We start from the raw sequence: 27,000 nt of genomic DNA, 5'->3' as shown, positions 1-27,000 counted from the left end.
TTTAGTTGTTGTCATCTTAATCTGTTTTATTTTGTTATCAAATTTAATAACTGTCAGATTAAGTTTTGATTACTATAATTGATCATTCAATTATAACTCTTATTGTTTTTTCATGTACAGGAGCAATATCTTTTTCCCAGCCTCTTTTTTGAAAAAAATAAATAACCACGCTACCTTTTTTATTGGCCTTTATTGTAAAAACTTCGTCGGCACTGGCTCCCATATTTTTTTGAGTAAGTTCTTCGGTTAATACAAATTCTTTTGATATAGTTACAAGATCATTATTACCCTCAATCGTGTAATTCCATTCATAGCCCGCACTGGCAAGCCCTTTTAATTTTATAGTTTTTGAGCCTCCAGGCTGTATAACTATTTCTTCAATACCTGTGCCTGCCATTGTATAAATTTTATCACAAATTATTAAAAAAATAAACCCCCGTATTTAAACAGGGGTTTAATAAAAAAAATTATGCAGGGCCAATCACCGGACCGGGATGCCATCCTGCACCATCCCTCCAGTAATGCTGCAATTGGCTGCTATTAGTTATTACTATCACTTCAAGGTTAAAGCCATAACTACCTTCCACCAAACCTGCTACGGTTCTTACGTTACTTCCGAAAGTGGCGCCATAATGCCATCCTGTTCCACCGGCATTGTCTCTCCACCAGTGTTGCACAGCTCCTCCAACGGCAACGCATAATTCATAATTGCCAACCCGGTCTTCATCACTTGCGCCATATTCACCTTCTATCATTACGGGTGTGCTATAAATACCCGAACCAAAAACTACGCCCGCATGCCACACAAATCCGTGGTCATCATCTCTCCAGAAATGCTGCATTTGGCCCGTATTGATAACGGCCACTAATTCCAGGTTGCCTTTCATTCCATAATTACTTTGTATTAAAGTTGCACCACTCAACATAATCCCGCTTCCAAATCTTCCACCATCGTGCCAGCCGCCTCCATCACGCCACCAGTGGTTCAATTGCCCGGTAAGTGTTCTTACAACTACTTCGAAATTGCCCGGCGCTCCATAGTTGCTCTGTAAAAATCCCGGTACGCCATATGCGTCAAACGGACCAAAGATTCCACCATCATTCCACGTGCCTGCAGCCTGGTTAAACCACCAATGGTGAAGCCTGCGGCTTGTTGTCATATAAACACATTCGAAATTCCTGTTGAATGTGGTTCCGGTAAAGGTGGGACATACAGCTACATCGTTTGCTAACACAGGGCCTGCACCCCAGTTGTTAGATGATCCGTCGCGCCACCAATGTTTCATATGAATGCCGCCACTGGTAGCAAGCATCTCAAAGTTTCTATGTAAAGCACCGTTACCACTTTCAATAATATTTCCGTTATGCAATCTTCTTTTCGTCCATGGGTCAGGGTTAGTGATCTTAACGCCATACTTCCAATAATAATCGCTGTTTACTTCACCATACCCTATCCTGAAAAATCCATGATCGCCTCCGTTACCCCATGAGTTCTTACATATCCAGCATTGTTGCACATTATCATAACCTACTGCAACCACACAATGGCTGCCGCGTAAATTATTGTTAGGGATATTTGCTTTCCTGTAAACGCCATTTGCTCCTGAATTCCAATAGATGTCGAAATCATTGTACACATCATAGCAAAGTGTAATAGGCCCCACCGTATCAATCCATGTTTTTTGATCGTTGGTATTTCCCATGTTGGTATGAGGTGGAATCTTCACCGTTCTTCCGCTTCTATCGGGCGTAGGTGCCCACGTATAGTCCCCGGGGCGGTAAGGATAACAATCAGGATCTGCAACTCCGTTATTTTCCATCCATGTTAATGCTGACCCCGGATCTCCGGTTTGTGCACACGTTACATGCATGCCATCGTGTACGTCTCCTTCCGATCTTTTGCTCCACACGCAATGTTCAATCCTCGTCATTGCTTCTACTATGCCAACCCCGCTAAATACCCAACACGATTCGCAACCACCCTGGTCTTTAATTTTTGTAATCCAGTTCCATCCCCACCTGTTTCGCCAATCTACCGATGGCGATAACTTTGGCAACAAAATATCTTTTAGATATGCCTCTTTTATATTTGGACTTATTTCGTGTACAGCCAATTTTGTTTTTGGCTTCGCTTCCTTTATAAAACCTAAAGCTTTTCTTCTTTCTAATAAAAACGGGTTACCGGTTTTATCATCTATTATTTTTTTCAGATCCAGTTTGGGGACTACTTTGGGCAAAGTAAATTTTGTTGGATCTCCTCCTAACGAATGAATTTTATTATCAGCCAGTTTGAAAGATGCAGGTATCTGCCAGGAAAATTTTTTGTTTATCAAAAACTTCCTGAGATCCAAAATTTTTATTTGCCTGGTTCTTATTTGTGCCATGGTATAAAAATTTATAAATAAATATTTTTGTTATTGCCGGTCGCTATACAATTCTAATCGTCCAGAAATCGTCGCACAAATTATTGCTGGTTATATAACCATATGGCATGTAGAAATATCCTTTAACGCCCCATCCAGTTCCCCATGAGTTTCTTATAATAGCTACCTGCTTTTTATCATCGTAACCTACGGCCATTACTGCGTGGCCGCCTATAACTTTTTCCGAAGGCGCCGGCATGGGCATCATGCCTGTTTTAGCAACTGCCTGGCTTTCGAAGCTTTCATAAACAGTAAAGCCAAATACAAACGGATACCCTTCTGAAAGACATGACTTCAGTTGTTGCAGGTTAGTATTCGTTAACCGTTGGTAACTTTTTACGGTAGATTTTAATGCATCGGTATAGCATTTTTGCGGCGGCTTTACAGTGAATTGATTTACGTCGTATTTCCATTCCTTTTCGGGGCAAATGCCTGTTGTATTTAATGATTTTATACCATCTCTTATGTAGGCACCGCTGTCGGAATTAACGGTATTAATCATTACCCTTTCATTGTAATAAAGAAACAATCGTGATGGCATAAAGTCTGCCAGCCTTTGCTTTTTCCTGGCAAATTCAAATGCTCCTGATAGCGCATTAGCTGTGCAACTTCCTAACGGTCCCTGGTTATATACCGGTGGGCATTTTGTACGCATATCTACTTTTGGTGGCAGCTTTTTCATTATCATCATGGGCGCCGAATACATTAAATCTCTTTGGTCTGGAAGATCGGGTACCCATCCAAAACCAAAACGATGCGTTGGTTTCGCTGTTGAACTTGTTGACTTACTCATAAATAAATATTAAATGGTTAAAAAAAAATTATAATTTTTTTCCGGGTGTAATTAAAAAGGTAGCTAATTAGAGGAGTAGTTGTTTAATCAAAATAACCAGGCTGTAGAATCTTCAGGTTACTAAAAGTAATAAGAATAAAAATTAAATGCAACTGGTTTTCATCATAAGATTGTAAATGTTATAAACATCCATAGTTTTGCCTAAAACGACAGACATGGATTTCTTGAAAAGATTAAATATTAATGCAGATAGCAAAGGAATATCTACCGGTACAAAGTGGTTAACCGGTTCACGCAATAAAATACAATCATCTTCTCCTGTTGATGGAAAACAAATTGCATCGGTAACAATTTGCGATAAAAAAAGTTATGATGTTGTTATTGATACGGCACAAAAAGCTTTCCTTGAATGGCGTTTATGGCCTGCTCCTAAAAGAGGTGAAATTGTACGACAGATAGGTAATGAACTAAGAAAAAATAAAAACGATTTAGGTAAGCTCGTTAGTTATGAAATGGGGAAGAGCTTACAGGAAGGCATGGGCGAAGTGCAGGAGATGCTTGACATATGTGACTTTGCTGTTGGCTTATCACGACAGTTGTATGGACTTACCATGCATAGCGAAAGGCCTGGTCATCGCATGTACGAACAATATCACCCGTTAGGAATAGTCGGGATTATTTCCGCATTTAATTTCCCGGTTGCAGTATGGAGCTGGAACAGCATGATAGCAATGGTTTGCGGCGATGTGTGTGTTTGGAAGCCATCAGAAAAAGTACCGTTATGTGGTGTTGCCTGCCAGCAGATTATTTCAAAAGTATTTAAAGAAAATAAAGTCCCCGAGGGTGTTTGCAATTTAATTACAGGCGCAAGAGAACAAGGTGAATGGATGACTGAAGACAAAAGAGTTGCATTAATATCTGCAACCGGCTCTACAAGAATGGGCAAAGCTATAAGCGTTGTAGTGGGTGCAAGATTGGGAAAATGTTTGCTGGAACTTGGTGGCAACAATGCCATTATAATTTCTGAAAATGCTGATCTTGATATTGCGCTTGTTGGCTCTTTGTTTGGCGCAGCAGGCACAGCCGGGCAAAGATGCACTACCACAAGAAGATTAATTATTCATGAAGCGGTATATGAAACGTTTAAAAAGAAATTGGTGGCCGCGTATAAGCAACTTAAAATAGGTGATCCTTTGCAACCCGGCATTCATGTAGGCCCGTTGATTGATAAAGATGCAGTGCAGCTTTATCTTGATTCAATTGAAGCATGCAAAAAGCAGGGAGGCAAATTTGTAGTACCTGGTGGAACACTTACCGGCAAAGGATTTGAAAGCGGCTGTTATGTAAAGCCATGCATTGCAGAAGTAACTAACGATATGGAAATTGTACAGCATGAAACTTTTGCACCCATACTCTACCTTATAAAATATACAACCATTGAAGAAGCAATCGCACTGCAAAATAATGTACCACAGGGTTTATCAAGTTCCATCTTTACCCTAAACATCCGCGAAGCGGAATTATTTCTTTCACAGGCCGGCAGCGATTGCGGAATTGCCAACGTAAACATAGGAACCTCCGGTGCAGAAATTGGAGGTGCCTTCGGTGGTGAAAAAGAAACCGGTGGCGGCCGTGAAAGTGGCAGCGATGCATGGAAAGCCTACATGCGCCGCCAAACCAATACCATTAATTATACAGATAAGCTTCCGCTGGCACAGGGGATAAAGTTTACGGTGTAATAATAATTCCTGGAATTAAAAAAGTTAAGCATGACCGTTATAATAGATAAGTGATTAATGCTTATAGTATTCAATTTTTAGTTTCTAAATCCAAAGATTCTAAAAACGATAAATTACTGCTTGTTGTGAAAAGAGAAGCGCCGTTATTTATTTCATCCTTAAAATTGTAATTAAAATGTCCGAAAAATTCAAATGAGTTTCCCACCCGAAATAACGGTGAAGCTCGAACATCCGTCATAATCCAACAATTCTTTCCGTCACAATATCCAAAGTAATGCACCATCGGTAATATATTTCCTGCCTCGTCCTGCAGTATATTTACTCCGGTATTTTTTTCTTTTATAGTAAAGACTCTTATTGAGGGTTTGTTCAGTAAAAATTCCTTATAAGTTTTATAAACTCCTTTGTTACATAGCTCGTTTAATATAGGCAGGTTGAACATGTCCCGGCAATAATGCTTAAGCACAAATTCCGGCTCAAATGCTTTTCGATTTAAAACAACTGACCAGTCAGTATTATCAATTGTTCTTTCCAAGGCAGCAATTGCAGGCATTATGAGCGAATCCTCAATATGCCGCGAATATTTTTTGACTGTTGCCCGGTAAATTTCTGTTAGAATCACTGTATCAACCTTACATGCGGCATAATCATTACCTCCTTTATTCAAAAACATTTCAGCAACAAAATTTATTTTTCTATAGTTGTGTAACTTTAATTGATAAGTACTATCAGCTTTTGATACAGATAATTTTTTTAAAAAGACTATTAACACTCCATCTTCTGTATCACGTAAATTATTTTTATAAAAATGATTTAAAACCTGTGTTAGCGAACTGCCAAGTGAGCCTTGCAAGGTCACTTTATAATTTTCTGCATTTACAGTAAATCCATTATGTATGGAAGAAAAATAATCTACCATTGTAGTATCAAAACGAACATCAACCACACGAATATGCCCGAATCGAACGTGAGCAGTAGATGAAGACATTTGTATCGTGTCTAATTTGATAGTTATTTTTTTTACTGCACAAAGGCTCAAACTATCTTTTGTGTAAATATTATGTTTTTGAGCATTAGCATTAAAAATGAAAAACATTGTGAGCATCATTACGTGAGAGCAACAAATTACATTTTGCTTTTTAAAAAATCTTGCCTTACCTATTTTCATTCTTAAATTTTAAAAATAATCTTTGCATTTGAAGTTAAAACTTGAAAATAAAACAATTTTTTTCTTGAAGCAATTGTACTATCATTTCACTTGTTCCTAATTTTTCGACTGAGTTGCACAATATATCATTTACTTTACTCGGATTGTTTAAAAATAGCAAGTTTGATAAAGCAGTTAATCAATTCCTGGCATGCATTAAAATTGATCCTACCTACACTGATGCTTATTTTTGGGCTACAGTTATCAAAAAATGGGAAATACGAAATTAGCCTACGAAACATGGAAAAAATTAAAAGATATGGGGCAAACGGAGGGCGAGAATTTTTATAATACAAATTGCAAATAATACTTCATTATTATGGCTGTGCATTGCGTGATAAAAATTTCGTAGTAAGATATATATTTACAGGTAGTTTATTGGTCCAATAGCAATTAACTAATATTTCCGATAAAAATTACATAATAATACACAGGCGGTCGTTAATATCAAACTAATTTATAAATCTTTGCGTTACTAAAAATTAAACATACGTTATGATATTACGAATTAAACAATTTTTTATAGCTATACTTTTCGTTGCTTCTCTTCCATTTGCAGGTCTTGCACAGGGAACTTCGGAAAAAGAAAAAGTGATAGCCCCGCATAACTGGCACGAACTGGATAAAAGTGAAACCGGTTATTATGGAATCAGTCTCGACAAAGCTTACAAGTTTTTACAAACCCGCAAACCTAAAACAGTAGTGGTTGCTGTAATTGACAGCGGCGTTGATACAACACAGGAAGATTTAAAATCGGTACTGTGGCATAACCCGGGCGAAATACCCGGCAATGGTATTGATGACGACCATAATGGTTATGTGGATGACGTGTATGGATGGAATTTTATTGGCGGTAAAGATGGAAAAAATGTGCACCAGGATTCTTATGAAGGCGCCAGGGTTTACTGGAAACTTCGTGAAAAATTTGGTGAAAATATTCCGGACACCACCAATATGAAACCCGAAGAAAGAAAAGAAGTGGATGAATACCTTCGGGCAAAGGATAAAGTAATTGGCTCCGTTGACCCGAAGGAACTTTTATTTATGCAAAGAATTCTTCCTCCGTTGCAAAGGGGCGATTCCATAATTGCAAAAGACCTGGACAAAACTTCGTTTACGGGTAACGATTTAAAAACATATAGGCCAACCGACGTTGATGCTAAAACGGCAACCAGTATTTATCTAAATATCTGTAAGCTTAATAATGATTATGATATTACAAATACAGATATTCTCGAGGATTTAAAAGGCCAGATTCGTAAAGGAGAAGCAGGCAACACGCCTCCTGAAGATTTCCGTGGAGAGATTGTAAAAGATAATGAGAATGATATTAACGACCGCAATTATGGTAACAATGATGTAATGGCCGGTACGCCTTCGCACGGTACTCATTGCTCAGGAATTATTGCTGCTGCAAGAGATAATGGAATAGGAATGGATGGCATTGCAAACGATGTAAAGATAATGATGGTGCGTGCGGTACCTGATGGCGATGAACATGATAAAGATATTGCAAATGCGATTCGTTATGCGGTTGATAACGGCGCACAGGTTATAAGTATGAGTTTCGGTAAAGATTTTTCTCCTGAAAAAAACTGGGTAGATGACGCGGTGAAATATGCACACAGTAAAGACGTGCTGTTGGTGCATGCTGCAGGAAATGATCATAAGGATATTGATACTGCCGCTAACTTTCCAAACCCTGTCTTTGAAGATGGAACAGGAAGAGCGAAAAATTTTATAACAGTAGGCGCCAGTGGCGATTCTACCAATGGTGGTTTCACCGCCAGCTTCAGTAACTATGGAAAAAATGAAGTAGATGTATTTGCACCGGGCGTAAACATTTATTCAACCTTACCCGGTGGAAATAAATATGGTAATTATTCTGGTACCAGTATGGCATGTCCCGTGGTTGCCGGCGTTGCCGCCTTAATTCGCGAATACTTCCCTGACCTTACTGCCGAACAGGTAAAATATGTAATTGATAAATCGGCTACTCCAATAACCGAAAAAGTTATTTTGCCGGGAACACAAAAAACACCTGGTGGTGATGAAGTACCTGAAATGGTGAACCTTTCTGATATTTCAATATCGGGTGGTGAAGTAAATGCTTTCGAGGCAGTGAAACTTGCCGCAACAGTAAAAGGTGAAAAGGATATTAAAAAAGATATGCTTCCGAAATCGAAAGTAAGAAGAGGAAAAAGAGGATAATAGTTCAAACTTTATTTTAAAACCTGACGTGCAAATGCCGTTAGGTTTTTTTATTTATTAAAAATTAAATTTGTATCACAAACAGATAATAATAATGAAACCTTCCACAACAACTTATCCTGAATATTTTCAGCGATATATAAACCAGGTAAAAGAAGATGATTTAAAGCTGGCCTTTAAAACTCAAATGCCTACTGCAGAAATTTTTTTTCAATCTATCAGTGAAGAATTTTCGTTGAGAAGATATGCTGAAGATAAATGGACCATCAGGGAAGTGTTGCAGCACGTCATCGATGCTGAAAGAGTTTTCTCTTACCGTGCCCTGTGCTTTGCAAGAAAGGAACAAAGCATTCTTCCCTCTTTTGATGAGAATAGTTACACGATAAATTCACATGCAAATGATCGCCTTTGGAATGAAATGATCGAAGAATTTACTGCAAGCCGTAAATCGAGTGAATACCTTTTCAATAGTTTTTCTGATGATGCGTTGAATACAATCGGCAAAGCAAGCGATTACACTATTTCGGTGGCAGCTCTCGGCTTTATAACTGTTGGCCATGTTGAACATCATATCCGCATTATAAAGGAAAGATATATTGGAGTTTAGACGTTAGCGTTATCACTTGTTAAAGATCAGCATGAAAATATTTTCTGCTAAGCAAATAAAAAACTGGGACTCATTTACGATTAAGAATGAACCTATAGCTTCTGTTGATTTAATGGAGCGTGCCGCGAAGGCTTGTGCTGATTGGATCTTAAAAAAATTTCAGCAACCAACATCTTTTAAAATTGTTTGCGGCAAAGGAAATAATGGCGGTGACGGGCTTGCCATTGCAAGGCTTTTGATTCAAAATAATTTTCCCGTTTGCGTATATATTGCAGAAAGCCCTTCCGCAGGTTCCGGTGATTTTAATATCAACCTGCTAAGATTAAAGGAAATATCCTCAGCAATTTATTTTTTAGAATCAACTGAAAGTTTTCCTGCAATAAATAAAGATGATGTTATTATTGATGCGTTGTTTGGAACCGGCCTTAATAAAAAGCCTTCCGGTATTTTTAAAAAACTTATCGTTCATTTAAATAATTCAGGGGCTCAAATAATTTCCATCGATATACCGAGTGGCTTATATGCAGATGTTCATTCGGATGGAAATGCGATTATTCAAGCTCGTTATACCCTTTCATTTCAACAACAAAAGGTTGCTTTTTTACTTGCGGAAAATGAATCCTTTTGTGGCGAAGTTGCAATTTTAGATATCGGGCTTTCACAGGAATATTATAACAATGAACAGACACCTTTTGAATTAATCGATAAAAATACAATTGAAGAAATTTATGTTCCGAGAAAACCTTTTGCAAACAAAGGGAACTACGGCTATGCATGCCTGGTAGTTGGTAGTTATGGAATGATGGGCGCTGCAGTGCTGAGTGCAAGGTCTTGCCTCAGGAGTGGCGTTGGCAAACTCACGTGTTATATTTGTAAAGAAGGTTATACGATAATGCAGACTGCAGTACCTGAAGCCATGTGCGCCATGTTTGGCACCACCTTTATTAAAGACATTGATAATTTAAAAAACTTTGATGTAATAGGTATCGGCCCCGGAATTGGAAGACATCTATCCCATAAACAACTGCTGCAAAAGGTATTTAAAAATTCCAAAGGCCCGGCAGTACTGGATGCAGATGGATTAAATATCTTAAGTTCCTATCCTGCATTATATAAGTCAATTCCGCAGCACAGTATATTAACGCCGCATCCAAAAGAATTTGACAGGTTGTTCGGTAAATCTGAAAATGATTTTGAAAGAATGGAGCTTGCTTTAAAAAAAGCGAAAGAACTAAGTGTTTATATTGTTTTAAAAGGCCATCATACTTTAATTGCAACACCGGAAGGTAAAGGCTTTTTTAATTCAACCGGCAATGCGGGTATGGCCACAGCAGGTTCGGGCGATGTGCTTACGGGTATTTTTACGGGTTTACTGGCACAGAAATATACTTCACTGGAGGCATGTATATTGGGAGTTTATCTACACGGACTAGCGGGTGACATAGCTGCGAAAAAATTATCAAAAGAAGCGATGATTGCCGGTGATATCATTGATTATCTCGGCGATGCGTTTATACAAATAAGTCATTAGTAAGTTATCCTTTAAATAATGTTACTTGCCAGCAATGAGCAAATAGAATTGAAATTTCACTTATTCATAATTGGCCCTATGCGTTTATACGTATAAAAAAAATTTAGTTGTAGTATAAAAATATTATCTTTGTTTTTTAAATTGATGAAATTGGATAACAAGATTACTTTAAGTTTTGATGAATCGGTAATCAATAAAGCAAAAAAATATGCCGAGAAAAATAACATCAGTCTTTCACGCCTGATAGAATTTCTATTGAAAAAAGTTACCTCCGGCAATTATAATTCATTTGAAGACTTCCCCATTTCAGATTGGGTACAGCAGGTTGCTGAAGGCGGGGCCACTTACCAAACAAAAGCAAGAAGAACAAGAAAAGCTGCCAAAGAAGAATTTTTCAAATCAAGAAAATGAAAATATTTCTTGACGCTAATATTTTAGTTTCTGTAATAAATAAAGAATATCCTCTTTTTACTTATACTTCACGCATAGTAAGTCTTGCCGATCATAAAAAGTTTACTTTATTCACCTCTCCTGTTTGCCTGGCTATTGCTTTTTATTTTGCAGAAAAAAAATATAAAAGTATTTCCGCAAAAAAAAGAATTCAAATTTTATGTGAACACATACATATTGCACCAGTAAACAAGTCACCCGTACTTCAGTGCTTGCAGAATCCTGCTATTAATGACTTCGAAGATGGACTTGAATATTATGCTGCTGTTGAAAGTAAATGCGACTGCTTCATTACAGAAGATATCGAAGATTTTTATTTTTCAAAAATAGAAGTGTTGAGAAGTGAAGATTTCTTTCAAAAACACTTGTTTTCAAGTTAGCCAATCATGCTACCGGTTAATTAGCTTATTATTACATTTTACCCTATTTTTGCCACCCAAAAATTAATTACTAATTAATATAATATGGATAATTTGATTTACGTAATCCCTGCGATGGGTATTGTTGGCTTACTGTACACATTCATAAAATTTGCATGGGTAAACAAGCAGGATGCCGGTAATGAGAAGATGAAGGAAATCAGCACCTACATTGCAGACGGTGCAATGGCTTTCTTGAAAGCTGAATATAAAATCCTTACTTATTTTGTAATTATTGCTGCATTGTTATTGGGCATAATGGGTTATAGCAGCGCAAACAGCAGTTGGAGTATCGCTCTTGCATTTATATGTGGTGCTATATTAAGCGCCCTTGCTGGTTTTATAGGAATGAAGGTTGCTACTAAAGCTAACGTTCGCACGGCACACGCTGCAAGAACCAGCCTTGCGCAAGCGCTGAAAGTTTCGTTTACGGGTGGAAGTGTTATGGGGCTTGGCGTTGCAGGTCTGGCTGTATTAGGATTAGGTGGTTTATTCATTATATTAAAAGCAATTTTTGCTCCCGGTGCAGCTGTTGATAGTCTTGAAATGGAAAAGACAATTGAAGTTCTTACAGGCTTTAGTCTGGGTGCAGAAAGTATCGCACTGTTTGCCCGTGTGGGTGGTGGAATTTATACAAAAGCTGCGGATGTTGGAGCAGACCTTGTTGGAAAAGTAGAAGCTGGGATTCCTGAAGATGATCCGCGCAATCCTGCTACTATTGCAGATAACGTGGGTGATAATGTAGGTGATGTTGCAGGTATGGGCGCTGACCTTTTTGGTTCTTATGTTGCAACAGTTTTGGCAACAATGGTATTAGGAAGAGAAACTTTATCTAATGATAGTTTTGGTGGGATGGCCCCTATTTTATTGCCTATGCTCATTGCTTCAATGGGAATTTTATTTTCGATTATAGGAACCTTCTTTGTAAAAATATCTGACAGTGCCGGATTACAAACATCAGTAGTTCAAAAAGCACTAAATCTTGGTAACTGGGGTTCTATAATTTTAAGCGCTATTGCTTCTTACTTCTTGGTAATGTGGTTATTGCCTGACAGTGATATGATTTTAAGAAATTATCATTTCACAAAATATGGTGTATATGGTGCCATCTTCGTAGGTCTTGTTGTGGGTACTTTAATGAGCCTTATAACAGAATACTATACGGCAATGGGTAAACGCCCGGTTATGAGTATCGTACGCCAGTCATCTACAGGCCATGCTACAAATATTATCGGTGGGCTTGCCGTAGGAATGGAAAGCACGTTACTTCCCATACTCGTATTGGCTTCAGGTATTTACATGTCTTATTGGTGCGCAGGCCTTTATGGTGTGGCAATTGCTGCTGCAGGCATGATGTCAACAACCGCGATGCAATTAGCCATTGATGCATTTGGCCCCATTGCAGATAATGCGGGTGGTATTGCCGAAATGTGTGAGCTGCCCAAAGAGGTAAGGGAAAAAACAGATATACTTGATGCAGTAGGAAATACAACGGCAGCAACCGGTAAAGGCTTTGCTATTGCTTCTGCCGCATTAACCGCATTGGCACTCTTTGCTGCATTTGTAGGCATTGCAAAAATTGATGGCATCGATATTTATCGTGCAGATGTATTAGCTGGATTATTTGTTGGCGCTATGATACCATTTATTTTTTCATCATTGGCTATTCGCGCCGTTGGACAGGCTGCTATGGCAATGGTTGAAGAAGTGCGCCGGCAATTCAGAACGATCCCCGGAATTATGGAAGGAACGGGAAAACCTGAGTATGAAAAATGTGTTGCAATTTCAACAGATGCTTCCATCAAAAAAATGATGTTGCCCGGAGCCATTGCTTTAATATCGCCATTAATTGTTGGGTTTATTTTTGGGCCACAGGTTTTAGGTGGTTTTCTTGCAGGAGCAACCGTAAGCGGTGTATTAATGGGAATGTTTCAGAATAATGCTGGTGGTGCATGGGACAATGCTAAAAAATCTTTCGAGAAAGGTGCCGTTATCAACAATGAAACCTATTATAAAGGTTCTGATCCTCACAAAGCATCTGTAACCGGCGATACTGTTGGGGATCCGTTTAAAGATACCTCCGGGCCAAGTATGAATATATTGATTAAGCTGATGAGTATTATCTCTTTGGTTATAGCTCCTACCCTTGCAAAAATTCACCATGCAAGTATTGAAAAAGACAGGCAGCTTAAAATGGAAAACCTGCGACTATTAGAGCAAAAAGAAACAGGTATCAATCAAATGCAAAAGCAAAATACTTTTGCTCTTACAGGCATAAATAACATCAGTAATAAAAAAGAAAATTTAGTAAGAAAATAGATTTATAGTTTTAATAAACATTAAATGAATCAGCCAGGAATATACTATTCCTGGTTTTTTTATTTAAAAAAATTCCAGCCTGAATGCTCAAATGATAAGTTCCCTTTTTGCGTGTATACATTTCCGTTATAATTGTTTTTGAATAACCAGGGCAATTATTTATACAATATTTTATTTTAAAATATTTTGATGAAATTGTGCCTGGAAATAATCAGTATGGTTTTTAAAATAGACTGCGATTTCCCATTCACAACTTTTTAAAAAATATTAATAATGCCTCACCCGGAAATACTTCTATTCTTTTTTGTTATTGCTTTCATTTACGCGTCAGTAGGCTTTGGTGGCGGCTCCAGTTATCTGGCAATACTGGCATTGTATATGTTGCCCTTTAAAGAGATGCGGCTAATTGCATTAATCTGTAATATTATTGTGGTAACAGGAGGTACCATTATTTTTATTAAGCATAAACAGGTAAACTGGAAAAAGATACTGCCACTCACCTTGATAAGCGTGCCCATGGCTTTTTTGGGTGCAACAATAAAATTAAGTCAAAATACTTTTTTTATAATACTGGGTTGCAGCCTTATTGTGGCAGCCGTTTTATTATGGATCAAGACCCGTCAGATTATTTCTGAAGATATAAAATCAACGGATAAAAATACTTACGTAAAAGATGGGCTGTTAGGAGGTTTCATAGGCTTGCTCTCGGGCATGGTAGGGATCGGTGGCGGAATTTTTTTATCTCCTTTATTGAACCTGGTAAAATGGGACACGCCGAAAAAGATTGCTGCTACAGCCAGTGTTTTTATCCTGGTGAATTCAATTGGGGGCATCGCCGGACAATTAACCAATTTGCCACCTGCTTTTAATAGTACAAGGATTATATTGTTATGTATTGCTGTATTTTTGGGGGGCCAATTGGGTTCACGGATGGGAGCCGTAAAATTTAATCCAATGGTGATTAGGAGAATGACAGCTGTACTTGTTTTTGCTGCAGGAATCGAAGTTTTATACCATCATCTTTTTAAGTAAAATTTATTAAATGAAAATACTGGCGTTTGGAATTGTGAAAGATATTTTTAGTAATGCGGTGATTGATGTGGATTGTAAAAATGACTCGTCGGTAGATGATTTGAAACATATGTTGGAGAAAAAATATCCGGGGCTGAATGAATTAGGTTCTTACATGATTGCAGTAAATAATGAATATGCCTCCGCTGGTGATATCATAAATGAAAACGATGAAATAGCTGTAATTCCGCCGGTAAGCGGCGGATAAAAAAAGAAGAAATTGAACATAGATATAAAAATATTACCTGAGCCATTAAATATCCCGGCTTGCATAAATTGGGTAATGTCGCCCGAATGTGGGGGCATCAATGTGTTTATTGGAACCGTTAGAAATGTTACCAAACAAAAGAAAGTGATCAGGCTTGAATTTGAAGCTTATGAATCTATGGCAATTAGCGAGATGAATAAAATTGCCGTCAGCTCTTTTACAAAATGGCCTGTTCAGAAAATACTCATTCATCATCGTACCGGTGTGTTAGAGGTTGGTGAGGTGCCTGTTGTTATAGTAGTAGCTGCAGCACATCGGGATATTGCGTTTACAGCTTGCCGTTATATTATAGATACTTTAAAGCAAATAGTTCCTATTTGGAAAAAAGAAGTATTTGAGGACGGGGAAGTTTGGGTGGCAGCACATCCGTGACGGAAGTGATAAGTGATCAGTAATTAGTAGCTTACCACTTATAATTTATAACGCCCTCTCCCATTCTTTCATTCCCCCATTCAATGAAAAAACATTTGCACCAGGAAATTTACTTTTTATAAGTTTCACTGCTTCCTCACTTCGTTTACCCGTTGCGCAATACAATACAACAGGTTTTTCAAAATTTAAAAGAGAAATATTTTTTTCTAGATAGTTTAAAGGAATAAGAGTTCCCCCGATATTAAAAGAAGTATGTTCCTGGAAGGTTCTTACATCTACCAGGCTGTATTCATCTGAATCGATTGCTTTTTTCAAATCACTTACTGAAATTACAGGTATATCAATACTTTCAGGTAAATCAGCAATAATGGTTTTGCTAACGCTCTTTAATTTAATAATGCGGCTTTGCAAAGTATTTACATCCAGCATCATTATTTTTCCCGCAAGTAATTCACCATGCCCGGTGAAATGCTTTATTACTTCATTCGCCTGTAAACAGCCAATAATTCCAGCAAGTGTTGGCATTACTCCGCCTTCAGCACAATTGGGAATTTGTGATGCATTCACATTGGGAAAAAGATCCCTGAAATTGGGCGAATGTGTTCCATCATCATGCTGCACATTAAAAACGGCTACCTGGCCTTCATATTGATAAATGGCACCATATACCATTACTTTATTGGATAACACGCAAGCATCATTCAACAAATATTTGGTTTCAAAATTGTCTGTGCAATCAATAATTAGATCATAATCTTGTATAATCTCCATCACATTTTTAGAAGTGATCTTTTCATCAATGGAAATAAGTTGTATCCCTGGATTTTGTTCCTGTAATTTTTTGCATGCAATAACAGATTTTTGTAAACCAACTTCAGCATGGTTATATAAAACCTGCCGGTGTAAGTTGCTGGCAGAAACAACATCATAATCTGCTATCCCGATGGTACCAATTCCGGATGCAGTTAAATATAACGCTGACGGGCAACCTAAACCTCCTGCCCCAACGATCAATACTTTTGCTTTTTGTAATTTTTGTTGTGTGGCTTCATTAAATCCGGGTAAAGCAAGCTGACAACTATATCGTGTAAAATCATTTGGCATGATGTGGATGCATTGTTTGAATGATATGCTGAACTTTTTCAAAATCTTCCGGAGTATTCACGTTCATTAAAGTTTCCGGGTTTTGAATTTTTAAAACTGCAGTGTCCATATTTCGTAAAGCTTTTCCGGGACAGTTGATTCCTTGTGATAAAAAAGACAATAAAACAGGATAGCTTTTAGGCTCCCAGATGGTAATGAGTGGTTCAGGAAAATGATTATAAGGGCTTTCAAATGCCGTTGCCATTGAAGAAATATTTCTGTGTTCTTTTAAATGTTGCAAAGTGGAAAGGTCAAGTAACGGAAGGTCGCAGGCAACTATAAGCGATGCCTTATCAGGTTGTGCACGGAAAGCTGAAAGTATTGCCCCGTAAGGCCCTAAATCAATAAAGGTATCGGTGAGCGTACTATAATTTGTATCAATTTCTTTTTGCTGATCGGAGCGGCAGGAAATAAAAACAGTTTCACACAATTCTTTCAGAAGATCAGCTACATAATATTGTTGCTCTTTTGCATGCCATTGAATAGTTCCTTTATCAAACCCCATTCTTTTACTTCGTCCGCCCGCAAGTACCAGCCCGTTCAGTAAAGGTATTGATTCCTGCATTTTGGCTTTAAAAAAATCAATGATTTTGGAAGTTTCATCTAACTTATAAACTGGTGTATTCTTAATGGAAGGAAAATCTTTTATAAAATCAAAAACATCAGGTGCATTATCTGCCAATAAAATCAATTCAATATTAGTTAATTGTTCTGTTCTTTTTTTAAGAGATTCTTTTTTTGTTTCATCAATCACTACTACCTGTGATTTTGCCTGGAAATGATTTCCATTTACCAGAACGATATCTGCATCATTCAATAATTGCCTTAATTGAAAATCGTTATATTCTTTATTAAAATTGAATTGGTGATAATTGATGTGATCGACGTAGGAAGCCATGGCGCCGCTTTCAAGGTGCGGAGGAAGTAAGGCATTTTCATTTTCCATGGAATGTTTCGCATCAACATAAGTACATTTATATTGCGATGATAATGCTGTAATAATTTTATCGGCCAATAATTTAATGTTACTGCATTGCATGCCAACAATTGCCCATTCGTTACGATTGAATTTTCCGTAAGAAGGTTTTGCCAGGTCGCTGTGTTTTTTATGTTCTTTTGAAATCATTTTTACCTCCTGTTTTTTCCATCAGTTGTATTTCTTTAATTACAATATCATGGCTCAGCGCTTTGCACATATCATACACCGTTAGTGCTGCAATTGTTGCTCCCATCAAAGCTTCCATCTCAACCCCTGTTTTGGATGTAATGCTTGCAGTACAATCAATTATTAAATTATTATTATCTATTTGGATATTTATCGAACAATTATCCAAACCCAAAGGATGGCACAATGGAATAAGTTCCCCCGTTTTTTTTGAAGCCATAATTCCGGCAATAATTGCTGTTTGAAATACAGAACCTTTTTTCGTTTGAATGTCCCCGTTAGTTAGCTGTTCATACACCACTTGCGGTAATTCAACAATGCTTCTCGCAACAGCTTTACGTTGCGTGACTTTTTTTTCACTCACATCAACCATTGTTGGCAAACCCTTTTCATTCAAATGCGTTAACTCAGCCATATTCCACCAGGTTAATTTTATTTAAAAGATAGTTTAAAGAAGTATTTCTTTAAATGGCCAAATGGCAAACACTTCTCCTTTTGTAAAGTTATTTCGTTCCAGTGGAAGTTCCATAAATGCATCAGCTTCGGAAAGATTGGCAAAATCACCGGAACCATTTCCTTCAAATGGCGTTGCTGTTAATGTACCATCGATTTCCATGTTTAATTTTACCTGTAAAAAATATTGTAAAGGAGGAGTAAAAGAAAAATCCTCATTAAGGACGGCAGTCCTGTTTTTGGTAAAAGGCAGTCCCATACAGGCTTTCAGCCATGGTATAAAATACCGGTGGAAACACATATAAGTAGAAACCGGGTTACCGGGTAATGCAAAAACTACAACTCCGTTCTTATGGCGCCCAAACCAGAAAGGCTTGCCGGGCCTTTGTTGTACTTTATAAAAAAGCTTTTTTACAGATAACTCCTGCAACGCTGTCGGTATGTAATCAAACTTACCCATGGAGATACCGCCAGTTAAAATGATGACGTCATAATTTTGTAAGCAGTTACCGATATTTTGTTTGGTTACCTCAGGGTTATCCGGGATGTGCAGTACATCAGCCTTCAAATTATATCGCTCCAGAGACGCAGCTATGATATAATTATTGGAACGTCTTATTTGGTAAGGATTTGGCTTATCATGTACATCAACCAGTTCATCCCCTGAAGAAATGATTACTACTTTAGGCAATTTTTTTACAAGTAATTCTGTTTTGCCGATAGATGCTGCGATGCTTATAGTAACAGGGGTAATAACATCGTTACCTTTTACAATAATTTCATTTTCTCTTTTATCTGTTCCTTTCAAATGAATGCCTTGCCCTTTTTTAAAAGAGTCATTTTTTATGAAGGCAATGCCGTTTTTTATTTCAATGTCTTCATAACCAATAACCGTATCTGTCGTAGCTGGCAAGGCTGCACCGGTCATTATTTCAATACATTCATCTTCTTTACTGATATCAATGGATGGTTCACCGGCAGCCTGTGTTGCTTTTACATGGAATGAATAAATTCTTTTTTCAAAGGCTGAATAATTAATAGCAATCCCATCTAGTGTTGCCCTGTTAAAAGGGGGAAGGTCACGGTCAGTAAAAAGGTCTTCGGCTAATACCCTGTTCAAAGAATTTTCAAACGGAGTAAGTTCATTTCCAAAATCTTTTACCTGCGCCAGGATTATTTTTTCCGCTTCTTCAACAAGTATCATTTATTATTTATGAAGTCTGTAAAAAATATTTTATTCTTTGCCTCTTTGTGCCCGCGTGGTAAACTACCCACCAATCGTAGCCATTGATTCATGAACCGGTTTTTTTTCCTTACGCTTTCGCTCAGCTTCGAAGCCGTCTTTCGGCCGGTGATCAAGAGCCAGCAACACAATACGTTTCAATTCATCATCACTCAATCCCTGCCTTAGTAAATCTTTTATATTTAACACTCCATCGTCGTATAAACAGGTTTTTAATTCTCCCAAAGGGGTTATTCTTATCCGGTTGCAACTTCCACAAAATAAACGGCTGTATGCTGCGATAATCCCTATGTTTCCTTTATAGCCGGGGATATGATAATTGTATGAAGTGGAAAATGGCGGATCAGAGATCTTTTCTATTTCCGGAAATGTTTCTTTAATTTTTTCAAGAATACGGATATAATTCCATTGCAATCCGGGACCGTGTGCTTCAGTTCCGTTAAAAGGCATTTCTTCAATAAACCGTACACTTATACGCAATTCTTTGGTAAGTGCGGCCAGTGGAATAATATCTTCTGTATTTTTTCCATCCATCACAACTGCATTTATTTTCGTTTCAATATTGTGTTGTAATAATGCGTCTAATGTTTTCAAAACATTTGGCAATTCATCCCGCCGGGTAATAGAAAAAAAGCGATCACGGTCCAGTGTGTCAATACTCAGGTTTACCGACTGAATACCTAACTGTTTTAATTCGGGTACATGCGGTGCAGTTAGAACACCATTGGTGGTAATTGTAACTTGACGCAATCCCTTTAACCCCGACAAAGCAGCCAGGAATTGCATCATGTCCTTTCTTATAAAAGGCTCGCCGCCTGTTATTCTTATTTTTTCAATCCCATTATTCACCAGCAAAGAGCAGATGTGTAACATCTCATCATAAGTCATCAGCTCTTTTTTTTCTATCCAGTTCAACCCTTCAGGTGGCATACAATAAAAGCAACGGAGGTTGCATTTATCGGTAACGGCTAAACGCAGATAATTAATCTTCCTTCCATGATTGTCTGTTATCAATTGATCTTTTTTTAGAATGAAATGTATGCAAAGATCGGATAGTATCTATAAATGAAAGTCCAATTTATTATTTGGGATTAAATGAATTTTGCAAATAGGTATTAATGAAATTGACTACTTCGTCATCTTTCACTGGCACTTCTACCCTATTTTATTGGTTGAGTTTAGCCGGATTTTTTTGTATTCGATATTTAATAATTCCATAAAGAACACCGATGGAAAGTAATAAGACTAATCCATTATCAATAGGACATAGAACACAGTTTTGACCATTTTCATCGCATCTATAACCGTTAGGATCACACCCCGGGTCGCCTACTTGCGCAGAAACAACTGACGGCAAACACACAAATGCGAGGAGTATAAAATAAAAAATTATTACGGATCTCAAAACTCGTTTCATCTAGGGAATTATTACATCATAAAGTTAGATAAAAAGTTCCAACTTCTTCAAATAAAACTCCTGAAGCCTTCGACCTCAGAAGCTTATTTATTAATGTTTTTAATTTTATTTAATAGCTGCATCGGGCTATTAAAGTTCAGATTTAAAATAAAACGCTGATCACTTTTCTCTCTCCAGATGGCATTCTTATCTCTAGCCGGTAAATTCCCTTTGGAATGCTTAATAATGGATCTATGTTTTCAATATCATTTCCGACTTTGTGTTGAATTGATTTGGTTATCAACGATTGGCCGAACGAATTCATTAGTGTTATTTCGTATACGCCTGCCGGTTGATTTATCATTTTTAGTTTCAGGTTATCGGATGTTGCGGGATTTGGATAAACCTGGATATTGGAATTGAGTTGCCTGATATATACTTTCATGGTATTGGTATATTGTATTTTACCATCTATATCAATACTGCTAATACGGTAAAAATTATTGCCTTCATTTGGATAGACATCTGTCCAATGGTAAGCATTAACGGCTGAATTATTTGCCTTTATTACTGTTGATGTTATGAAATTATGACCGTCCGAAGACTTTTCAACATTGTATTGTTTTACGTGGCTTTCATTAGCAGTATTCCAGGTAACATTCACTGAGTTGTTTTGCTCAAAAGCTTTTACAGAGGTAAAAATTAAAGGCAAAGCTGAATAACTTGTCGTAACAAAGACAACTCTAAACCTATCTGTTGCTTTAGATGCAGGATCGGAGGTAATTGAAAAATTTATTTTGGTAGTATCATTAAGGTTTAATGGAGCCGAAGTGTGTAAATAATTATCCTGCAAAAGTCCCATTCTTCCGGGCTGATCAAGGTTATAGGCAACAAAAACCAATTGATAAGTTATTGCCCGCATGTTCCACATTTTAAAGAATATGGAATCGTTGCCTTGAATGGTATGCCGTTTTTCACCTATCAACACATAACTTCCCCTTACCATTCCGATGTTTTCGCCGGGATTAAATAATTTTAGGGCATCCAATCCGTCAATATTATTACTATAAGCGGAATCATACTGGGTGAGTGTGCCGTCTACGAGGTAACCAGAGTTGTCTGGCCTGAGGGCATAAAGATTCAGCCGAAAAAGCGCAAGTCCGGTTGTAGTTGGTGCTAAAGGACTGCTATTTGCCGGAGTGCTAAAAAGCAGCGCAGCAAGAATCAGTGTAAAAATATACTTCATTTTCAAAGGTTTGGATATTAGAGAATCCTGTCAACATGTTACCATAGGCTAAAACGAAATTCCTGATTTAGTTATTGCATTATTAAAATATCATATTAAGCAAGGATCAGGGCGGACCGAAACAGTAAAACGCTTTACTTTCCAAAAACTCATTGAGGTAATGACAGTTACAGTAAGCGTGTAATAAAAAAATCCGGAGTTATAAACTCCGGAAGTGGTAATTCATGCAAGGAATTCTAATAATGTGTGAAACTGGTATTGTAAACGTTAATAAATAACTTTTATCTCCTTCTCGGACTTATTTGGTAGAATTACTTCGAGCCTGTATATGCCATGTGAAAGGTTGTAGTCCCATTTGATACTTTCAATACTGCTTCCGTCAGATCGTTCCACTTGTTTGGAAACTATGACCTGGCCGAGTTGGTTCATTAATCTAATTCCATATTTACCCGCAGGCATATTATTAAGATGCAGGTTGATCGTTCCGTCTGTAATTGGGTTAGGATAAATACTTATTGACGGCTGTCCATTCCCAATCAATACTTTTACTATTGTCGTGTATTGTATCTTACCAACACGGTCTACAGAACGCACTCTGTAGTAATTATAACCTGGCAACACATGCTGATCAAGCCATCTATAGTCATTCGCACCCGTATTTAATGCATCAATGCTCGAAGCATTTGTAAAATGGACGCCGTCGTAAGATTTTTCAACTTCGTAACGCTGCATATTGTTCTCATTGTTGACCTTCCAATTTACCAGGATTCCATCATTTTGGGCATTAGCATCTATTGAAACAATCGTTGTTGGAAGTACAACAGCAGCTTTAAATATTATAAAGAATCTGCCCGGGTCTTTCGAACCACTGTTGTTTTCGATAGTGATGTCCATCCTCGTAGCGCCTTCCATATTTAAAGGGGTAGATTTTTGAAGATACTTGTCGACTAAATAGCCTTGCAGACCATTCGCAGACATCCCTTTTGCAAGAAATTCAATTCTGTATTTTGCCGCTGCGGCTCCTGTGAATTTGTAGAAGAGAGTGTCATCCCTTTTTATGATCCCTCTTTTCTCCGCTATCAGACCCTTTCCGTGAGACCAGATAGCGAAATTTTCTCCCGGGTTATACACCTTCAGGGCATCCGTCCCATCAAGATCATTGCTGAACGAATCATCATATTGAGTAAGTGTACCGTCGACAAGAGCAGTGGCACCGGTAGATTTAATTACATAAAGGTTAGAGCGTAATTGTGCAGGCATGGCTGAAACCCCAGCGGGGATAAAGGTCGCATATGAACTACCGGACGCTTTTGAGGTTTCATTGAAAACCACACTTCCTGAACCGCCCCCAAGTTTCTGTACAAAAAATGCCTGTCCGCTTTGAACGTTATTATCTGGTGTGCCATCACCAGGAATAGCCACATAGTCATTCCCTTGTTTAGTGTGAGCAACAAAATAGCCGAAACCATAAGTTCCTCCCGATGCGGACTGCCATGTGGTAAAGGGCTCGTCCACAGAACTTGCGCCTATGACTTTTTTCATATCGATAGCCGAGGCATAGGGATTACCGACTGAAGTGAACAAGGTACCAGAGGTGGGAACTGTAAGGCCATTAATGATCAGGTCCCCCTTCGTTCGCATGCGTGTATTTGTAGTTCCCGTATAAGGCACAGCGGTGCGATCACCCCAAACGAACAGCATATAGCCGCTTGTGGCATATATCTGATTACCAGTATTAGAAATGCCTTGCCAATCCGGAGATTGTATATTCAGCGGTGAAGATCCCGGCAAATAATATTTCATAGATGGATATGGCGAAGCGAAATCAAACCCACCCCCTGCTCCCGAAGGATCAGAAATCAGGTCACCATAGCCTGGGATGGTCTTGCTGCCGCCTTCCATCCAACTTTGATAAACAGTTTGGCCCTTTGTAGGCGTAGCTAAAAATTCCCACGCCTGGTAATGCGATCCAGCAGGATTTATATTAATATACCTTTCTACCTCTACCCAGCCATTGAATTTATTTCCCGGATTAGTGTTGTTATTCGTTATGTCTGCCACCTGTGCTGTTCCACTTCTATCGGAAACCATTGTAATATTATTCCCCGTATTAAGCGTAACACCACTAACATTGCCAAAAGAAAGAACTCCCGTAATATTAAGCGTATCGTTAAGTGCACTGATTGGCGCAACATTCGCATTATTAGGGCTGCTGATCTGCAAATTTTGCAGCCTGCCCGAGTTATTGTTATAAGGTGTCGCGAACATGTGGCCTGCTATCGTTTGAATAAGACGCTGATTCGAGTTGTACAGTTCCTTATCTCCGTTCAAATCGATAGTACCTGCCGTCGCGTCAATGGCCATATTATCATCAATAATGCTGCCTGCAATGTGCATGATATTACCCGTGATCGTCAGTTTAGCGCCGGGCCTCATCACAAGGTGATTCACTGATCCGTTGGCCCCAGTTGAGAGTATTGGTTTGTTAGTGACGTTGAGAATTATCACACTATCACAGCTCATTTGCGAAGGCACGGCTTTATCAGACCAATTCGATGCAGTATTCCAATCGGTATTTGTATATCCGTACCAGATATTGCGAATAGTAAGCTTTGCGTCGGGTGTCGTAACCGGACAAGAAGCAGAAGCAATTACATTCACACGATATAGATAACCATTCTTAGTATTGCCGGCTGTAATATTACTTACAGTGAGGGTCCCCGTGTTTTGATCGGTACTGTAATCGCTGGTATTTGCAGGACTCCACCCTGTACCATCATTCACTTCCCATGAATAAGAAGGCGCCGGTGCGCTGCTGGCGGTAACCGTGAACGCGATTGCACCTTCAGGACACGCAAGTTTATTGGCCGGAGGGGTAGCTACTGTTGCCTGTGGATTAATCGTAACGGTTGCACTGCCAATCTGAGGATTGACACATCCCTTAGAATCTTGTACGCTCACCAACGCGTAGGTGAAAGTGCCGGCGGTGGATGTGGGCACCGTTATTGTAGCTGGGTCGCCACTGATAGTCTGATTCGATCCACCGTTAAGAGTATAGGTGAAAGTATATGCGCCCGTACCGGTTGCTCCATTAAATGATACTACCGGCGATTGAGCAGAGTTCTGACAAAGAGTCGTTGCACCAGTAACCGTCGCTGTTGGGAGCGGGTTAACTGTTAGTGTCACGCTCTTATTCGGGGATGCTCCACAAGACTTGCCATTTGAATTATTTCCTGTAATTGATGTTATAGTGAGCGTTTGCCCGTTTTGTCCTGAGGTCAGTGGTATTGTAAAGCTGCCGTTACCTGATGCATCTGAAGCGATATTATTAACAGTCACGCCACTTCCGCCGTTAATGTTGTAAACAATAGATGAGGTCGTGTTAGGTAACAGCCCGGTAAGGTTAATGGTGCCATTACTTCCACTACAAACTGCGGCTTGGCTAAGTCCGCCCAATGTTGGAAGCGGATTCGTAACAACAGCGACCTGAACTTGCCCACCAGGGCAACCCGCTATGGTAGTCTGTAGTGTATAATAACTCGTGCCTGTAATCTGCGGCGTAGCGATAACAGGAACTCCGATTGTGGTATTTAGAATAGTGCCTGACCACGCATAACTGATCGGAAGGTTTGCTCCCGGAGTATTAAGATTGTCTAACGCCCAGGCACTCGTGGTGTTACCTTGATATTTAAACCTGATTCTGAGATTCGACATACCCAGGTAATTGCTCAGATCGATACTGTAATTTTTGACAGTGTTTGTATTACCGCTGGCAGTGCCGAAAGTTGCAGGACCTGTGTAGGTTTCCAACGTAGTATAACTTGTTCCGCCATTCGTTGATATCTCAATTTTTGCACTTGCCCCGCTTGTCAGGTTGTAAGCCTGCGAAAAGCTAAACACGGCACTAGTAGCCCCGATAAAAGAGAATACAGGGCTCTCAAGGATACTATTAAAATTACCACTTACAATGGCAAATTTATTATCCGGACTCTGGTAAGTTATCCCATTTGCATTGATCTTCTGCGGCCCGTTGGTTTCAGCCCACCAACCACCGTTTGAATTGTCCCCGCTCGCGTTAAGTGCGTTGCCATCTACGGTTCCATCGGGTTTATAAACTGTCCATGTTTTGTTATCTGATGCTCCATTGTTAAAATCGCCCTGGTTTGCTGTGATGCCAACAGGTGGGTATCCCGTATCGGCTGTTAACGTCGAAGACTCTCCTAAGCAGATAATTGGCGGAGTTGCTAAAGGGTTAGTCGGCGGAAGTGCCTGTATCCATTGTAATGGTATTATGTTTGAATAGACAGGAGTTGTACAAGAACCGTTGATCACTTGCACCCTGTATAGTGTCGTTTGCGAAAGGTTCGTAATAGTGATACTTGGTGTATTTGAACTACCTGTCACAGTGGTCCACGTAGAACCATTGGTTGACTGCTGCCATGTAATGGTACCCGTTGTACCGCTAGCGGTCAAAGTAGCGCTATTTGCAGGGTGCGTTGATGTAACCTCACATAACATGCTTGGATTTGTTGAGTTAGAAGAAGAGGTAATTCCAATCGTTCCGGCGACCGGAGTAGCGGTAACAGTTATCCCTGCAGCATTTGATGTAGCATTTCCACAGGTACCTGTCACAACCACATAATAATAAGTTGTTCCGGCAGCGGTGGTCGCAGGCGTATAGAAAGCTGTCTGTGCTCCATTGGCACTGCCAAGGCTCGTGCCTCCACTGTTGGAGTTAGATGCATTACTGTACCATTGATAAGTAAGTGTTCCCGTTCCGGTGGCAGCGGCCGTCAATGCAGTGGCTGAACCGTTCTGGCAATAGGTTGCTCCTGTTGGTTGCGTGCCTATTGTCGTCAAAGGATTCACTAAAATCCCTGCAGCATTTGATGTAGCATTTCCACAGGTACCTGTCACAACCACATAATAATAAGTTGTTCCGGC

21 protein-coding genes are annotated in these 27,000 nt (G+C 38.9%); 10 read left to right on the top strand and 11 right to left on the bottom strand.

Annotated elements, in window-relative coordinates; translation table 11 throughout:
• Positions 1 to 82: 82 nt before the first annotated feature.
• From FW778_RS22865 to FW778_RS22855, 3 genes are all read right to left on the bottom strand, one after another.
• Positions 83 to 397: a protease inhibitor I42 family protein gene (locus tag FW778_RS22865; RefSeq protein WP_150417245.1), complete on the bottom strand. Its 315-nt coding sequence runs from the start codon at positions 395 to 397 to the stop codon at positions 83 to 85.
• Between the two features lie 70 nt (positions 398 to 467).
• Complete coding sequence (locus FW778_RS22860; RefSeq protein WP_150417244.1) at positions 468 to 2,384, bottom strand: C1 family peptidase; 1,917 nt, start codon at positions 2,382 to 2,384, stop codon at positions 468 to 470.
• Positions 2,385 to 2,427: 43 nt separating this feature from the next.
• Complete coding sequence (locus FW778_RS22855; protein ID WP_150417243.1) at positions 2,428 to 3,216, bottom strand: C1 family peptidase; 789 nt, start codon at positions 3,214 to 3,216, stop codon at positions 2,428 to 2,430.
• A gap of 215 nt (positions 3,217 to 3,431) precedes the next feature.
• Here FW778_RS22855 and amaB point away from each other — a divergent pair, with 215 nt between their 5' ends.
• Entirely contained in the window at positions 3,432 to 4,955 is a 1,524-nt protein-coding gene (gene amaB, locus FW778_RS22850; protein ID WP_150417242.1) for an L-piperidine-6-carboxylate dehydrogenase, read from the top strand.
• A 70-nt stretch (positions 4,956 to 5,025) separates the two neighbouring features.
• Here amaB and FW778_RS22845 read toward each other — a convergent pair whose 3' ends face one another.
• Positions 5,026 to 6,123, bottom strand: a complete 1,098-nt coding sequence (locus FW778_RS22845; protein WP_150417241.1) for a hypothetical protein — start codon at positions 6,121 to 6,123, stop codon at positions 5,026 to 5,028.
• 534 nt (positions 6,124 to 6,657) lie between these two features.
• On the opposite strand from FW778_RS22845, the gene FW778_RS22840 reads away from it, so the two are divergent.
• The 9 genes from FW778_RS22840 to FW778_RS22800 all read left to right on the top strand — a co-directional run bounded on the left by FW778_RS22840 (position 6,658) and on the right by FW778_RS22800 (position 15,410).
• A complete protein-coding gene (locus FW778_RS22840; RefSeq protein WP_150417240.1) occupies positions 6,658 to 8,373 on the top strand; it encodes a S8 family peptidase in 1,716 nt (571 codons plus the stop codon).
• 94 nt (positions 8,374 to 8,467) lie between these two features.
• Entirely contained in the window at positions 8,468 to 8,980 is a 513-nt protein-coding gene (locus tag FW778_RS22835; protein ID WP_150417239.1) for a DinB family protein, read from the top strand.
• Between the two features lie 31 nt (positions 8,981 to 9,011).
• Positions 9,012 to 10,511 carry an NAD(P)H-hydrate dehydratase gene (locus FW778_RS22830; RefSeq protein WP_150417238.1) on the top strand — a complete coding sequence of 500 codons (1,500 nt, stop codon included), beginning with the start codon at positions 9,012 to 9,014 and terminating at the stop codon, positions 10,509 to 10,511.
• 150 nt (positions 10,512 to 10,661) lie between these two features.
• Complete coding sequence (locus tag FW778_RS22825; RefSeq protein ID WP_150417237.1) at positions 10,662 to 10,922, top strand: DUF6364 family protein; 261 nt, start codon at positions 10,662 to 10,664, stop codon at positions 10,920 to 10,922.
• Positions 10,919 to 11,341, top strand: a complete 423-nt coding sequence (locus FW778_RS22820) for a type II toxin-antitoxin system VapC family toxin (RefSeq protein ID WP_150417236.1) — start codon at positions 10,919 to 10,921, stop codon at positions 11,339 to 11,341. Before FW778_RS22825 ends, FW778_RS22820 begins: the two co-directional genes overlap by 4 nt.
• Before the next feature lie 84 nt (positions 11,342 to 11,425).
• Positions 11,426 to 13,699: a sodium-translocating pyrophosphatase gene (locus FW778_RS22815; protein ID WP_150417235.1), complete on the top strand. Its 2,274-nt coding sequence runs from the start codon at positions 11,426 to 11,428 to the stop codon at positions 13,697 to 13,699.
• Between the two features lie 273 nt (positions 13,700 to 13,972).
• The gene (locus FW778_RS22810) at positions 13,973 to 14,731 is read left to right on the top strand and encodes a sulfite exporter TauE/SafE family protein (RefSeq protein WP_150417234.1); all 759 of its coding nucleotides are present in this window, start codon (positions 13,973 to 13,975) and stop codon (positions 14,729 to 14,731) included.
• 10 nt (positions 14,732 to 14,741) lie between these two features.
• A complete protein-coding gene (locus tag FW778_RS22805) occupies positions 14,742 to 14,978 on the top strand; it encodes a MoaD/ThiS family protein (RefSeq protein ID WP_150417233.1) in 237 nt (78 codons plus the stop codon).
• Between the two features lie 12 nt (positions 14,979 to 14,990).
• Positions 14,991 to 15,410, top strand: coding sequence for a molybdenum cofactor biosynthesis protein MoaE (locus FW778_RS22800; RefSeq protein ID WP_150417232.1), 420 nt, complete (start codon positions 14,991 to 14,993; stop codon positions 15,408 to 15,410).
• Between the two features lie 45 nt (positions 15,411 to 15,455).
• On the opposite strand, the gene FW778_RS22795 is transcribed toward FW778_RS22800, so the two are convergent.
• From FW778_RS22795 to FW778_RS22765, 7 genes are all read right to left on the bottom strand, one after another.
• Positions 15,456 to 16,514, bottom strand: a complete 1,059-nt coding sequence (locus FW778_RS22795) for a HesA/MoeB/ThiF family protein (protein WP_150417231.1) — start codon at positions 16,512 to 16,514, stop codon at positions 15,456 to 15,458.
• On the bottom strand, positions 16,504 to 17,679 hold the full coding sequence (locus tag FW778_RS22790) for an NTP transferase domain-containing protein (RefSeq protein WP_150417230.1): 1,176 nt from the start codon (positions 17,677 to 17,679) through the stop codon (positions 16,504 to 16,506). The genes FW778_RS22795 and FW778_RS22790 overlap by 11 nt, the downstream gene beginning before the upstream one ends.
• Positions 17,660 to 18,133: a cyclic pyranopterin monophosphate synthase MoaC gene (gene moaC / locus FW778_RS22785; protein WP_150417229.1), complete on the bottom strand. Its 474-nt coding sequence runs from the start codon at positions 18,131 to 18,133 to the stop codon at positions 17,660 to 17,662. The genes FW778_RS22790 and moaC overlap by 20 nt, the downstream gene beginning before the upstream one ends.
• A 33-nt stretch (positions 18,134 to 18,166) precedes the next feature.
• A complete protein-coding gene (locus tag FW778_RS22780; RefSeq protein WP_150417228.1) occupies positions 18,167 to 19,375 on the bottom strand; it encodes a molybdopterin molybdotransferase MoeA in 1,209 nt (402 codons plus the stop codon).
• A gap of 63 nt (positions 19,376 to 19,438) precedes the next feature.
• On the bottom strand, positions 19,439 to 20,428 hold the full coding sequence (gene moaA, locus FW778_RS22775) for a GTP 3',8-cyclase MoaA (protein ID WP_150417227.1): 990 nt from the start codon (positions 20,426 to 20,428) through the stop codon (positions 19,439 to 19,441).
• 545 nt (positions 20,429 to 20,973) lie between these two features.
• Positions 20,974 to 22,056: a T9SS type A sorting domain-containing protein gene (locus FW778_RS22770; protein ID WP_150417226.1), complete on the bottom strand. Its 1,083-nt coding sequence runs from the start codon at positions 22,054 to 22,056 to the stop codon at positions 20,974 to 20,976.
• A gap of 267 nt (positions 22,057 to 22,323) precedes the next feature.
• A partial coding sequence (locus FW778_RS22765; RefSeq protein WP_150417225.1) for a T9SS type A sorting domain-containing protein occupies positions 22,324 to 27,000 on the bottom strand: 4,677 nt, incomplete at its 5' end.

Source organism: Ginsengibacter hankyongi (assembly GCF_008710285.1).
GTDB classification, from domain to species: domain Bacteria; phylum Bacteroidota; class Bacteroidia; order Chitinophagales; family Chitinophagaceae; genus Ginsengibacter; species Ginsengibacter hankyongi.
The sequence above is the reverse complement of the archived record's forward strand: the minus strand, read 5'-3'. Positions and strand labels throughout refer to the sequence as shown.